At 53.0% G+C, this 14,460-nt stretch carries 11 protein-coding genes, 1 tRNA gene and 1 other RNA gene; 3 read left to right on the top strand and 10 right to left on the bottom strand.

The features are described 5' to 3' along the window. Nucleotide 1: 1 nt before the first annotated feature. A complete protein-coding gene (gene carA, locus DHf2319_RS10575; RefSeq protein WP_243478249.1) occupies nt 2–1,162 on the bottom strand; it encodes a glutamine-hydrolyzing carbamoyl-phosphate synthase small subunit in 1,161 nt (386 codons plus the stop codon). A 49-nt stretch (nt 1,163–1,211) separates the two neighbouring features. Here carA and tal point away from each other — a divergent pair, with 49 nt between their 5' ends. The 3 genes from tal to mmsB are packed head-to-tail and all read left to right on the top strand — an operon-like array spanning nt 1,212 to nt 3,918. Continuing rightward, nucleotides 1,212–2,165, top strand: a complete 954-nt coding sequence (gene tal, locus DHf2319_RS10580) for a transaldolase (protein WP_243478251.1) — start codon at nt 1,212–1,214, stop codon at nt 2,163–2,165. Between the two features lie 8 nt (nt 2,166–2,173). Further along, a complete protein-coding gene (locus DHf2319_RS10585; protein WP_243478253.1) occupies nt 2,174–2,950 on the top strand; it encodes an enoyl-CoA hydratase/isomerase family protein in 777 nt (258 codons plus the stop codon). Nucleotides 2,951–3,009: 59 nt separating this feature from the next. Then, entirely contained in the window at nt 3,010–3,918 is a 909-nt protein-coding gene (gene mmsB, locus DHf2319_RS10590; RefSeq protein WP_243478255.1) for a 3-hydroxyisobutyrate dehydrogenase, read from the top strand. A gap of 39 nt (nt 3,919–3,957) precedes the next feature. On the opposite strand, the gene recR is transcribed toward mmsB, so the two are convergent. The 9 genes from recR to DHf2319_RS10635 form a co-directional block, all read right to left on the bottom strand. Next, nucleotides 3,958–4,566, bottom strand: coding sequence for a recombination mediator RecR (gene recR / locus DHf2319_RS10595; RefSeq protein ID WP_243478258.1), 609 nt, complete (start codon nt 4,564–4,566; stop codon nt 3,958–3,960). 3 nt (nt 4,567–4,569) lie between these two features. Further along, entirely contained in the window at nt 4,570–4,896 is a 327-nt protein-coding gene (locus DHf2319_RS10600) for a YbaB/EbfC family nucleoid-associated protein (protein ID WP_243478260.1), read from the bottom strand. A gap of 59 nt (nt 4,897–4,955) precedes the next feature. Continuing rightward, a complete protein-coding gene (gene dnaX / locus DHf2319_RS10605; RefSeq protein ID WP_243478264.1) occupies nt 4,956–6,638 on the bottom strand; it encodes a DNA polymerase III subunit gamma/tau in 1,683 nt (560 codons plus the stop codon). A 63-nt stretch (nt 6,639–6,701) separates the two neighbouring features. Further along, nucleotides 6,702–6,799, bottom strand: an RNA gene (gene ffs, locus DHf2319_RS10610) — signal recognition particle sRNA small type. Nucleotides 6,800–6,835: 36 nt separating this feature from the next. After that, nucleotides 6,836–10,138 (bottom strand): UvrD-helicase domain-containing protein, encoded by a 3,303-nt coding sequence (locus DHf2319_RS13220; protein WP_440137312.1) that lies wholly within the window; start codon nt 10,136–10,138, stop codon nt 6,836–6,838. Further along, nucleotides 10,128–12,767: a PD-(D/E)XK nuclease family protein gene (locus DHf2319_RS10620; protein WP_243478266.1), complete on the bottom strand. Its 2,640-nt coding sequence runs from the start codon at nt 12,765–12,767 to the stop codon at nt 10,128–10,130. The genes DHf2319_RS13220 and DHf2319_RS10620 overlap by 11 nt, the downstream gene beginning before the upstream one ends. A gap of 3 nt (nt 12,768–12,770) precedes the next feature. Further along, a complete protein-coding gene (locus DHf2319_RS10625; RefSeq protein ID WP_243478273.1) occupies nt 12,771–12,944 on the bottom strand; it encodes a hypothetical protein in 174 nt (57 codons plus the stop codon). Nucleotides 12,945–12,964: 20 nt separating this feature from the next. Then, nucleotides 12,965–14,173 (bottom strand): MFS transporter, encoded by a 1,209-nt coding sequence (locus tag DHf2319_RS10630; protein WP_243478275.1) that lies wholly within the window; start codon nt 14,171–14,173, stop codon nt 12,965–12,967. A 173-nt stretch (nt 14,174–14,346) separates the two neighbouring features. After that, nucleotides 14,347–14,422: transfer RNA gene (locus DHf2319_RS10635), tRNA-Arg, on the bottom strand. Between the last annotated feature and the right edge of the window lie 38 nt (nt 14,423–14,460).

Here is a 14,460-nt window from a genome sequence, read left to right on the forward strand (position 1 = left end):
CTCAGTGCGTCGCATTGGCCATCAGGCCCATGAATTTGTCAAACAGCACGACGATGTCGTGCGGACCGGGACTGGCTTCAGGATGTCCTTGGAAACAGAAGGCTGGGCGATCGGTCAATTCAAACCCCTGCAAGGTGCCGTCAAATAGCGATATGTGGGTAACGCGCGCATGGCCAGGCAGCGTTTTTGCATCCACTGCAAATCCATGATTCTGGGCAGTAATAAACACCCGGCCAGAATCGAGATCTTGCACTGGATGGTTTGAACCGTGGTGACCCGTCTTCATTTTGACTGTTGATGCGCCAACCGCTAGACCCATGATCTGGTGTCCCAGACAAATACCGAACAAGGGTATCTTGCGATCCAGAAAAACCTTGGCTGCCTCAATAGCGTAATCACAGGGATCCGGATCACCCGGACCATTAGATAGAAATACACCATCTGGAGCCATGGCAAGTACTGCGTCTGCGGGTGTCTGAGCCGGAACCACCGTGACTTTGCAGCCACGCTCGACCATCAACCGCAAGATATTGTGCTTAACGCCGAAGTCGTATGCCACAACATGTGGCCCACTACCGATACCCTGCCCAAAACCCTCGCTGAGCTGCCAAACCGACGAATTCCAGTCATGCTGCTCCTGAGTCGAGACGGTTTTGGCTAGGTCCTGACCGGACATTCCAGGGAAACCTTTCGCCAGCGCCAAAGCCTTTTCAATGTCGTCACCAACAAATAGGCAGGCGCCCTGCGCACCCTTATCGCGCAAAGCGCGGGTCAGTTTTCTGGTGTCAATGCCTGTGATGCCCACCACGCCTTGCGCTTTGAGGTATTCTGGCAATGACTGCTGTGACCTGAAGTTTGAAACGCGCAGGGACAGATCGCGAATAACCAGTCCGGCTGCATGAATTTTGGTGGATTCGGTGTCTTCATCGTTAACACCGGTGTTGCCGATGTGCGGATAGGTAAGCGTGACCAATTGCCCGCTGTAACTCGGGTCGGTCAGGATTTCCTGGTAGCCAGTCATTGCAGTGTTGAAGACAATTTCGGCAACTGTATGACCAGAGGCCCCGATCGAATAACCGTGAAATACGGTTCCGTCTGCCAAAGCTAGAATTGCAGGAGGAAACCGATGACGGTCGTCCCCAGGAAAAAGAGATGGCAGCACGCTAAACCCCGGATTCAAAATCGATATTCAAACCTTTCAAGTATAACCTATGCCAACTTTGCTCGATGCACTCAAACAATCCACCACAGTAGTGGCCGACACTGGTGATTTTGAGGGGATGAGACGCTTCTCCCCTACTGATGCCACAACCAACCCATCACTGATCCTGAAGGCAGTTCAGTTACCCGCCTACCAGGATTTGCTCGATGCAGTCACCTCGCAGAGCAAAGGCCTACCCATCGATGAGGTTGTCGACCGCCTGTTAGTCGCCTTCGGCAGCGAGATCCTTAAAATCGTGCCGGGTCGAGTCTCCACCGAAGTGGACGCACGGCTGTCGTTTGACACGCAAGCCACCATTGAACGAGCACGCCGAATTATTGCCTTTTATAGTGAACACAATGTCGATAAGTCTCGTGTGCTCATCAAAATAGCCGCCACTTGGGAAGGCATCGAAGCAGCAAAAGTATTGCAGCAAGAAGGCATTGCTTGCAACCTGACATTACTGTTCAGTCTTGTACAAGCGGTGGCCTGCGCCAATGCGCAGGTTCAACTCATTTCCCCTTTTGTGGGACGCATCTACGACTGGCACAAACAACAGGCTGGCGTTCACTGGGATGAAGCTGCGCATTCCGGTGCTAACGATCCCGGGGTGGAGTCGGTCTCGCGAATCTACTCATACTTCAAGACCCACGGGATCACCACGGAAATTATGGGGGCAAGTTTCAGGAATATCGGCCAGATCCTAGCGCTGGCAGGTTGCGACCTTCTGACCATCAGCCCCGAACTGCTGACCGAACTTGATGCAGCCGAAGGTGTGCTCACCTCGCGACTGACCCCTGCCTTTGCCAGCGCCAACGCACCCGAGACCCTGAAACTTGATGAGCCTAGTTTCCGCTTTCTGCTAAACGAAGATGCGATGGCTACTGACAAACTTGCCCAAGGAATTCGGGCATTTGTAGCTGATGCCCGAAAACTTGATCAGCTTCTGATCGCGCGGCTATAGAACCTGTCATGGCTCAAGCCCACCCAACCGACGGCATGCCGCAACTGACCCTGGATGGACCGGTGGCAATCATTGAGTTTTGTCGTCCGACTGTGGCTAATCGCTTGAGCCCCAATGACTTAGAGGTGCTTAACGCTCACATCCAGACGGTTGACCAGAACCCTGAGATTCTTGTTCTGCTACTGAAAGCTCAGGGTAAATACTTTTGTTCAGGGTATGACATTGGCGCGCTCGGGCAAAGTAGTGCACCAAGTTCACTGTACTTCGGACAAACAGTTGACCGTCTCGAGCAAGCACGACCAGTCACCGTTGCAATGATCCAGGGCGGAATCTACGGTGGGGGCACTGATTTGGCGCTTGCCTGTGACTTTCGGATAGGAAGCTTCGATTGCAATATGTTCATGCCAGCCACGCGATTAGGATTGCACTTTTATCCTGGCGGCTTGAGGCGCTATGTCACCAGACTAGGCATTGACCAAGCCAAACGACTTTTTCTGACTGCTGAAAAAATTGATGCGTCAGAGATGCTGCGCATTGGTTTTTTGACGGATCTAGTGCCAGCAACGGAACTGGGCATCAAAACACAAGCACTTCTTGAAACGCTAACACAAATGGCACCGATCCCATTGCTTGGCGTGAAATCACACCTAAATCAAATTGCCAATAATGATATGGATTTTCAGGCAATTGAAGCCTTGGTGCGGCAATCAGAAAGATCTGAGGATTTGTTAGAGGGCGCACGGGCGTTTAAGGAGAGACGGCCACCAAAATTTTCAGGACGATAAAGAACACAATAAATCGCTCAATCAGAAGCGTGTCTTAACAGTATGGAGGAGGACTTAACATGAACACTGTCGCTTTTATAGGGTTGGGCAATATGGGTGGACCCATGGCACGCAATCTTATCAAGGGAGGTTTGAAGCTACGAGTGTATGACCTGGTGCCATCACTATCAGCACCATTTGCAAACCTCGGTGCTACTGTTTGCGACAGTGCGCAACAAGCGGTTACCGATGCACATATCGTGATCAGTATGCTGCCTGCCAGTCAGCACGTACAAGCACTCTACCTAGGTGAAGACGGCATACTTAATAAGCTAGCCCCCGACACGCTAGTATTAGATTGCAGCACTATCGCGCCTGCGACTAGTCGTCAGTTGGCACAAGCTGCTCACAGACTGAATCTGGATATCATCGATGCACCTGTCTCCGGTGGCACTCATGGAGCAGCCGCAGGCACGCTAACTTTCATTATTGGGGGGAAACCAGATGCGGTTGAACGGGCGCGCCCCTTATTGGAGCTGATGGGCAGCAATATCTTTCATGCCGGTGAAGCAGGGGCCGGGCAAGCCGCAAAAATAGCGAACAACATGGTGCTTGGGATTCAAATGATCGCCACAGCTGAGGCCTTAAACCTCGGTGTAGCCAACGGACTGGACCCCAAAGTTTTATCAGACATTATGACGCGTAGCTCAGGGCGTAATTGGGCAGTTGAAGTCTACAACCCATGGCCTGGCGTGATGGAGAACGTACCAGCAGCCAAGAACTATGCCGGTGGGTTTGGTGTGGATTTGATGATCAAGGATCTGGGCTTGGCACTTCAAGCAGCTGTACAAAGCGATTGCTCTGCCCGCCTTGGTGAACTAGCACATGATCTGTACGCACAACACAGTGAAGATGGTCACGGCAAGCTTGACTTCTCTAGCGTTTTGAAACTTGTACAAAAAAGTCCGACTAATAAAAAGTCTACTTAGCGAACAGGGTTTAAATTAACCGCTCGCACGTATTGAATACTAGGCTGGCTTGCGCTCCATCAGCGCCCAAGCCACCGTACCCGCGTCGACGTACTCGATTTCACTACCAGCTGGTACGCCTCTGGCTATCCGGGTAACCGACAGACCCTTGGCTCGCAACACCTCAGACAAATAATGAGCCGTCGTATCACCTTCGGCAGTGAAATTAGTCGCGAGGATGACTTCCCGCACTAAACCATCACAAGCCCTTTCGAGTAAACGGGCTAACTGGATCTCATTGGCGCCCATGCCTTCAAGCGGAGCAATACGACCCATCAACACAAAATAAAGACCTTTGTAATTATGTGTTGACTCAATAATATTCTGGTCAGCTGCCGTTTCCACTACACATAACAAACTCGTGTCACGGTTCGGGCTCACACAGGTAGGACAAATCACTTCTTGCGTAAAACCATTGCACTTTTCGCAATGCTGTAAGTTGTTGAGCGCTAGCTCTAGCGCATTGCTGAGGTTATGTGCCGCATCGGGGTCGTGTTGCAAGAGGTGATAAGCCATTCGCCTGGCAGTTCGCACACCTACACCCGGTAGTGCACGCAAGGCGTCTACCAACGCAACTAGCGCTTGGGGCTCGGGCAGGTGCGGTTGCATAAACTAGAAAGGCAGTTTCATGCCCGGCGGCAATGGCATGCCAGCGGTCACTGACGCCATTCTCTCCTGAGCGGTGGCTTCAGCCTTGCGCAACGCGTCATTGAAGGCCGCAGCCACCAGATCTTCCAACATATCCTTGTCTTCACCAAGCAAGCTTGGATCGATCTCAACGCGCTTGACATCATGCCTGCATGACATGGTCACCTTAACCAGATTACCTCCGGCGGCACCCTCGACTAGCAGGTCAGCAAGTGCCTCCTGAGCTTTCTTTAGATTTTCCTGCATTTGTTGGGCCTGACGCATTAAGCCGGCCATCTGTCCTTTCATCATGTCTTCAGTCCTTGAACAACCCACACAAAAACGTAGTCAAACTTAAGTCAACACTCACTCTAACCAGACCCATCGGCCGCACGCACCGATCCAGGTACAACGTGTGCACCAAACCCTTCGATCAATGCGTTCACGAAAGGATCATCGCGCACAATTTCTTCCGCCTCTAGCTGTCGCTCGCGTGCCTGAGCGTCCGCAATCGACTGGGAGGAAGCCCCCTCGCCCAATTCACCCACCATCAACTTGATCTGAATGGGCCGCCCTAGTGTCTGGGCAAGCACTTCGGACAAACGTTTAACGTGAGCGCCCTGGGTGAGTGCCTGTGTTGGAACAACTAACGATAACGCATCATCGCTTGCACCCGCGCAGGCCGACTGGGTGGCGAGCTGCTGAGCCATACCGGTCAGTGGCAAGCCAACCGCAAAATGAGGCCAATTAAGTACGAATCGCTCATCTAGCTTAATCTGAGTATCTGGGATTGAATCCTCAAGCGCCTTGGTTTGAGTCTTGTTTTCTGACGCTTGAATCGGAACAGTCGATTGGTCGCTTTGGTTTTTAATGACGCTAGACCGAGCAGGACTTTGATCAGCTTGGTCGATTTGCTCATACGTCAGAGTTTTTTTTTCAGCCGACGGCTTGGGTTGCATGTCTGATGCATTAACGTCGACAAACGACAACATTTTCAGACAAACCATCATAAATCCAGCATATTCATCGGGCGCCAGTGACATCTCCTGGCGACCATGAACAGCAACGGTATAGAACAATTGCAGCAAATCCGCAGGCATCATCTTTGCCAGTTCACGTTGCTCATCATCTAGTGCATCCAGACTATCCGACTCTGTGGGCACCCGCTGGTGTATGGCTAACTGCGACATGAGCACAGCGAGGTCTGCCAGTGCAGCTCGAAACGAAATCCCACGGCTAGCCAACGCATCTGCGACCGCCAAAACACCAGCGGCATCGCCGCTGAGCAAGGCTTTTAATAACTGGGTCAGATGGGTCTGATCCACGCTACCGAGCATGGTGCGCACAGCCTCAGCACTCAGGTTGGCACTGCTATAAGCGATGGCCTGATCCGTCAGTGAAAGAGCATCTCGCATGGACCCAGAGGCAGCCTGACCAATTAGCCGCAGAGCTTTGGACTCATAGGGTATACCCTCTTGCGTCAATACTTTTTGCAAGTATTCAGCGACCGCCTCAGGTGGCATCTGCTTCAGGTTAAATTGCAGGCACCGCGATAATACCGTGGGGGGAATCTTTTGTGGGTCAGTCGTCGCCAAAATGAATTTGACATGCGGTGGCGGCTCTTCAAGCGTCTTGAGCATCGCATTAAACGCATGACCAGAGAGCATGTGCACTTCGTCGATCATGTAAACCTTAAAGCGCCCGACCGCTGGCGCATACACAGCTTGCTCCAGGAGCTGCGTCATTTCCTCAACACCACGGTTCGATGCTGCGTCAAGCTCGACGTAGTCGACAAAGCGACCACCATCTATTTCAGTGCAAGCTCGACATTGCCCGCAGGCAGTGGCCGTAATGCCAGTTTCACAGTTCAGCGATTTAGCCAAAATTCGAGACAAGGTGGTTTTACCAACACCACGAGTACCCGTAAAAAGCCAGGCGTGGTGCAACCGACCTGTAGATAAGGCGTGCGTTAACGCTCGGACCACGTGATCTTGTCCGACCAGGCTCTCGAAATCTCGCGGCCGCCACTTTCGGGCTAGAACTAAATAACTCATCGCACCTATCTGCGTACGCTGACGCGCGCCATGTTGTACGGGGCATCCAGATCATGGATGCCAGGAGGCGAGCCTTACTCCGGCACTGACTCGGCACGGCTGTGGCTGCTTCGTTCCCGACCTGACCAGTTTCACCGCTGAGTCATGCGAAGGGGCCCGCCCGAAGACATTCTAGCAGGCTCAGTGTGCTGCCCCGTTCATTGCACGTCCAGCCAGAGGTCATCTCGCGGAAAATAAAGAACTGACCTAGCGTTCCGACCATCCAGCAATTGCAATTGTTCACGGTAACGCCTCATTTGAGCGCTATATCGATCAATCATCCGGTTAGCAAAGGCCTGCTTATCTTCCGAGGCAGCCGGACGAGATGTTTTGTAGTCAACCACCAACCAGCCCTCAGACAAATCGATCGCCAGATCCATAATCGATACCGTCTGACGGGCATCAATCAAAGCCCATTCAACCTGGCGCAACGGTTGGCCAAGTAACCACTGGCCTCGTTCACTGGCAAGCATTGCGCTAAGTGCGGCCGCAACCTCACTGGCAGCATGTTGGCGCAGTGGTTCCGGCAAACCAAGCGCTCTCAGTTGACGCTCGAGCGCCTGCTGCGACGGCAGTACGGGCCTGCGCGACTTATCTAGCAACGCAAACCGCGCGAGCCATGCATGAATCAGAATACCGCTGATTCTTTCTGACGACTCAGCACTGGGCCAACTATATCGATCCGAGCCACGATTGAACTGATCTCTGGATACTTGAATCTGATCAATCACAATAGGCTCAGAGACGCGTAATAGAGGGGGTGCTTGCCAAATAGGCTTGGGTTGATCGTCTTCACAGGCTGACGTATCACTATCCGGCATCTGGATTACGGGCTTGAAGGGCCAAAGTCTAGAGAGCAGGCTGCTTTTGTGGGGCTCAGCCCAGTCACCGGTCTTCTCATTGATCGCACCTACCGCAACCAGATGCAGTGATTCACGGGCGCGTGTGGCGGCCACATACAGCAATCGGTCAACCTCAAAATACTGCCGCATCTTCTCTCGTTGGGCCAAGTACCTTGACAAAGGATCCTGCTCATCTTCAATACGCGCTTTGATCGGTCCAAACAAAACCCGTTGATCGTGCTGCTCAACGCGTACCAAGGGAGCACTATCGGATTTAGCCTGACGCTCCAAACCTAGCAGAACGACCACCTCGAATTCCAGACCCTTGGCTTTGTGCATGGTCATTACTTCAATAGCCCGACCTGATGTTTGGGGCTCTGCATAAAGTCGAGCCAACTGGCGCTCAAGTTCGTCTAGATCAATGTGGCTGTAGTCTGACAAACGTTGAACAAGGCTGAGAAACGATTGCGCATCAAGCAAATCCGAGGCTGCTGTTATCAGCCGATCACCTTGTAGCGCCCGCCACGTAGCCTCAAGTCGCGCCACAAAGGGTTTGGCTTGTGCATCAGTTAACGCGCCAAGCAATACCTTCCCAACACCAAGAACACGTACCCACTGCTCAGGATCAATCCCTTGAGGCATTTGCGGCATATCTAGACAACTCGTTAATACATCGCAAACCGCCTTACGTTCATCCATAAAGAGGCGCATCATGGTGTCGAGCGTTAAACCGCACCAAGGGGCGCGTAACACTGCCAACCAGGCAGCACGATCACCGCGATGACAAAGTGCGCGGGCAAGCTGCAGGAGGTCAACCACAACTGTCCTCGATTTAAGACTATCGAGTTCGATCGCTCGACATGGCAGGCCGGCTTTTGTCAAAGCTCGAGTGACATCTCCGAGGTGAGGACGTGACCTCACGAGTATCGCCATTGGTTTATCTGACTCTCGGTGAGCCTCCCATGCATGACGGGCTATATCTACCACGCGCATCCAAGCAGTTTGATTGTCAGGCTCCAAGTACCAACGCACCGCGGCTTCATTAGATGTCGCCCGCCACGGGTAGGCCTTCTCATATCGAATGGCCCCAAATTCTGGATGGTTTGCTGTAGGGAATAAAGGCCCAAACGTTTGATTGACCCAATCGACCACACCTGCTTGCGACCGAAAATTGGCTGTCAAAGTAAGTGGCTCCAATTTCAAATCACCGACTCCCTCTGCCTGGACTTTCAAAAACAGACTCACTTCAGCCTTTCGAAAGCGGTAGATTGACTGCATAGGGTCGCCCACCAGAAACAGCGTTCTCGCATCTGCTGGCTGCCAGCCGGCTGTCAAGCGTTTTAACAACTCTAGCTGTGTCTGACTGGTGTCTTGAAATTCATCAACCAGCAAGTGTGCAATTCGATTATCTAGCTTTAGCAACAAATCGCTCGGATCGTCTGCCCCGCCTAGGGCCAGGACGGCGCGGTGAGCGACTTCAATAAAGTCCACTTCGCCGCGTTCGGCAAAAATCAACAACAAGTTAGCTGCTGCCAAGCGCAAACAATCTAGCTGGGCAGCAAGGATTTTGCGCTGCTGCGGCGTCAACACAGCATCGGGCATGCTACCCACCGAATTCAATGCCTCAACCCAGGCCTCTGATCTGTCCCCACTTGAGTTGGTGACGAGCCATTCGAGCAAAGCCAGCTTTTGTGGTGAGTCTGGGAGACAACCTGAATTTTTGTTAACCGTTTTTCTCAGCGCACCATCACCGGTCAATAGCAAAGCGCGCAAACCACGCCAAAGGGGTAAATCACTCGGATCTGGCTGCAGCTCGCCAGCCTGCCAGTCGAGCAATGCGACTATCGGATGATCCGCTCGCCCGTCATCGATCAAGGCTTGTGCCGCTTGGCGAGCTGGCAAAGCAAGTTGATGTTGCCACCCAACGGGCATGGACTGGGCCAGGCACAGAAGCTCATCGGCGATCGTCTGCTCTAAAAACACCTCGAGCATGTCACTATCTTGGCCATGGTCAAGCAACGGTAGCCAGTGATCGCGTTTGCCCAGCATATCAGCGATCGCCTGCACCACATCCGCAACATTGAGATCTAGATGTCTAAGTAACTGCTGAACACACTCTTGCTCACCAGCCAACTCAACCGTTCGGCGAGCCGCCTCCGTATACAGGGCTGGCGCGTCATCGACAATGCTTGGCATACCACCCAAACCCGTTAGCCATGGCATCGATCTAACGAGTGATGCACAAAATGAGTCAATCGTTTGTATCCGTAACCTGGCCGGGTGCTGCAACAAACCCCAACCTTGATGCTCATCGCGGGCCAGTGCAGCTTGTGCGAGCTGCCAGCCCTGGCGCTCATGATCATCTATTGGTGGCTCCGATGACATGGCGCGTTGAAGTTTTTCCATGACGCGCGCATGCATTTCCGCTGCCGCTTTTCGAGTAAATGTCATGGCAACAATCTGCTCGGGTTGATCCACAAGCGCAAGTAGTGCCAATATGCGATCGGTCAACAGTGAAGTTTTGCCAGAACCAGCCGGAGCCTGGACAATAAATGAGCGCGTAGGATCAATGGCTGCCCGACGCGCTGCCATATCGGGTGGTTGACGATCACTCATCATCAGGCTCCGCATGCACACGAAGCAACGGCTTAATCGTGCAGTAGTCCATATCCTTGCGTTGCCAGAATCGGTTCTCGTACCCGCCAGCCGCAAATTCCCGAGCTAATTGACGAACACGAGCATCCCAGCGTTTGATCTGCTCATCCCAGTCATACTCAGCCCATTTTTGTTGCCCCAAGGGCGCAATGCCTGGCACCTCAATCGGCTCTGCAGCAAGTCCCTTGACTTCTATACCTGCAGCATGAAGCCAGATCCAGCCCAACGCATCAGGTGTTCGACCTTCACTGGACAATGTACTGGCATAAACCAACAATTGAGCATTACGTAACGCCATTGACTGCCAATCGGTAGCTGGCTGCGGCAATGTTGAACCACTCTTATAGTCAAACACCACACGCTGCCCAGAGGCCAGTTCATCAACCCGATCAATGGTCAAACGCAATGACAACGGACCCTCGATGAAGTCGTGATCACGCTCGCATTCGACAACCTTAAATGGCTCACGCGCAGCCTCAAACGCAAGCCACGCATCAATTACTTCAAAGCCACGCTGTTGCTCTAATTCACGCAAGGCCTCAGGCCACTGCGCGAGTTTGTCAGCTGCAACTTTTTCAATGAGCAAGCGCAATTCGTCTGGCCAATGAGGCTTAGAGGTTTGTTCCAACATGCGCGTTTGCGTACCCCACCGCGTCCACAACAACTCCAATATCCGGTGCAAAAACTGACCGCGATCGAAATTGGCTGGCCACTGTGCGTGTGGCGGCAATCCACGTACGTTTAAGCGATGCTGGAAAAACGCCCACAAGGGGTTAGCCGCCTGTGTTTGCACGACCGAAACGCCCCCGCGAATGACCTCGGCAGATGTGAGGGCTAGCGGTTGTCCATCAGACCAGGTTTGCGTCTGGATCGGGGGTGGCAGCTCTCTGTCAAGGTTCCCAATGGCGGCTTCGCCAAATGGCAATGTCGCCAAAAGCGGTGACGGTCGATTCGGTTTCTCACCATCGCGCTCGGGCCAGCTGAAGATCACTTCATCGCCCGAACGTTGCAAAGCTTGCATCAACTGCGTTGCCCATTCAAGCTCCCGTTGCGCTGTTGACCTAGGCGCTCCAGCTTGAGCCAACGCTGTGACAGGAATCAAGGGATTGGGATTGATCACCGCTGGCAACACCTCATCGGTCATACCCATCACCCAAACGCCATCCCAACGTCCACCCTCTGCCTCCAACAGTCCGAGCACATCCAATCGGGCATCGGGGTCACGTTGAGGTTGAAATAAGGTCTGTCGCGCCAAACGTGACAGCATCTTCCAAGCACCTCTGGCATCTGGTGCATCAAGGCTATCGTCTAGGGCAGCCAAGGCAGACATCAGCTGATCAAGCGCAGAAGTTGTCTGATACTGAACCGAGGTCTGAGTGCCCTCGCCTGGAAAGCCCAAGGCTAACAATATGCGTCTAAAACCATTGGCCCAGTCAAACCAGCTTTGTTTCCCTCTAGCAATTTTCTGCCATGCCGTTATGGCAGCTTGCCAAGCTTGCGCCAGTCTGGGCAAATCGTTGATGTCGTCTTGCCACTGAGCCATGGACAGCAACAACGACTGCCGATGCCGCCAGCGGGCATCAAGCATGGCACGCGCCCCTGCTTCGGACGTGCTGGCGGCACAGCCACCAGCCAATAACGCTTGACCAGCAACTGCCGGCTCCACTCGGCCACGATCACCCAACTCAATCACCAATCTGAGCCAACTCAGCATGGCATGTCCCAGGGGCCACTGCGATAAAGGTGGCGCTACAGCAACGTTATAAGCCAAGCCCCCAAGCTCTCGCTCGAGCAATCGGCGTGCTTCGGTCGCTTCATTTTGCAGCGATGGCACCACGATCGCATAACGCCCTTCAGGGTTGACATGGAGTCGATCATGCGCCCAAGTGATAGCTGCGAGCCATTGTTGTTCGGGCGTTGCCAATGCAACCTTGGTGAGACTTGTAGCGTCGGTCTGCTGTAACGCGGTCAAATAGCTCACCGCCACCCCAGCAGCCTGCATGGCATCAAGCACCGTGCGCATGGCTGCAGTCAACTCGGTAAAACCCATCAATACGATGTTGGCTGGCAAATCCAGCTCATTGGACGAGATCCATTTGGCAACATGTCCAGAGACCCGCGACACATCAATCGCATCAAGCTTGGCGAGCCTGTGCTCATAGACACTTCGCCAAGCCAGAAACCGCTCGTAATCAGGTGTGTGCATGGAGCTTGGCACATCAATATGCCAGTTCAAAAGCAATGCGTCGGCATCGGCAGCAATTGCCGCAACCTGGTCAGTATCAATCAAGCTGCGTCCACCCTCAGTGGCGCTGATTGCCTCGGCCCAGACCAACCGGGTCGTCTGCGTATCAAGAACCCGCGAAAACCCTTCTATGCCGTCCGCATAAAGGCGCTCGACGACTTGATTGGTTAACCATGCTGCCCAGGGCTCAATTTTGACTAGCTCAGCCGCACCCGCTTTGACGGTCTCAGCAAGTTTGGCCGTCAAAGTGCGGGCCAGTCGATTATTAACAGTCAACACCAGCGTATTGGCCGGCGACAATGTAGATAGTTCAGCTAGCGTCGTCGCAGCAAACGGTAGCTCACGCATGAGTTAAAAACCGCACATTGCGGCAATCGTTTCCCAGTTAAGACGCAAGCCTGGCAAGAAATAGCCAGCAAACCCAACCGCGAGAATTGTTATCAGCGCACCCCAACCAGCAATACGCCAACCAAGGCCCAGTTTGGGCATGGTGGTTGAATCTGTCGGTGAAGTCGAATCACCCATCACAAACCTCCGCTAAACGACTAGGCTGGCTGAACAGCGGGTGCGACCAGCGGCTTTTCTCGTATCGGCAAACACAGCGCGCCGGCGATTAACGCCAAAGCAATCCCTATCCACCACACTATATCGTAACTACCGGTAACCGCCTGGACTTTGCCGCCAAGCCAAACGCCCACAAAGCTTCCAACCTGATGCCCCAGAAACACCATACCTGATAGGGTTGCCGCATAGCGAAGCCCATAGATCTGGGCAATCAACCCTTGAGTCAGCGGCACAGTCCCCAACCAGAACAAGCCCATCCAGGCGGCAAACACATAAACCACGAGCGGTGAAATTGGCATGAACATCAACCACAACATACCAACTATTCGGAGGGCATAAACCGCACCGAGGAGATTTTTCTTGCTGTAGGTGCCACCAAGACGCCCCGCCCAATAGGAGCCAAAAACATTGAATAAACCGATGAGCGCAATCGCAATCGCACCCGTGCTGGCACTCAAGCCCTCATCGACCACGAATGCGGGCAGATGCAATGTAATGAATGCAGTGTGAAACCCGCAAACGAAATAGCTCCAAAACAAAAAGTGAAAGCTGGAATGAGTTAGCGCTTGTTTGATTGCTTGACGAAGCGATAACTGAATGCCACTGCCGTCAGGTTTGCCGCGCAAATACCAAGCAAGCGGAATGGCTGCTGCCAGAAAAAAAGATAGCACCCAATAAGCACCTGTCCAGTCAAGGGTGTCAATCAACACCTGACCAGTAGGCACCACTAAAAACTGCCCCAAAGAACCGCCTGCGCTAGCGATACCCATGGCAGTTGACCGGTAGCTGACGGGCACTGTGCGCGCAATCACAGGCAGTATCACTGCAAACGTGGTGCCAGCTTGACCTAAACCAACCAATAAACCAGCGGTTAGATAAAGCTCCAACTCTGTTGAGGCAAACCGAGTACCTAGCAACCCCATGGCATAAAGAAACGCAGCAAGCGCCACGGTGCGACCGGAGCCAAAACGATCGGCCATCATGCCTGCTGCGATTGCCCCTAAACCCCAGGTAATGTTCTGTAGGGCAAATGCCATCGAGAACACATCTCGACTCCATCCATGATGTAAACCCATTGGCTGCATGAATAGACCAAACGTGGCACGCGTGCCCATCGCCAACAGCACAAACAGTGTGCCAATCAGGATAGGGCGATAACTAAATGACGCTTGGGTTGTTGCGGTAGACATGGGACGCTTTACGGTTGGTACAAACAAATCAAACTCAGCAAAAAGCCAAGCGCTCAGAAATACTAAGCGTGAATTGTAGCCCTTGGCGTGGCGTGTTCTATTAGCGAAGGGCCTCGCGTTGCGTAGGATAAAAAGCGGCAACCATTACTCGACCCATTTTTGCGCCATCTTAGTGGCGCCGCCGGCACGAATCGAACGTGCGACTCTCTTCTTAGGAGGAAGATACTCTATCCACTGAGTTACGGCGGCGTTAGTAAAAGTTTAGCAAGTTCTTCAGCGACTTCTGT

The organism is Orrella daihaiensis (assembly GCF_022811525.1).
Classification (GTDB): Bacteria; Pseudomonadota; Gammaproteobacteria; order Burkholderiales; family Burkholderiaceae_B; genus Algicoccus; species Algicoccus daihaiensis.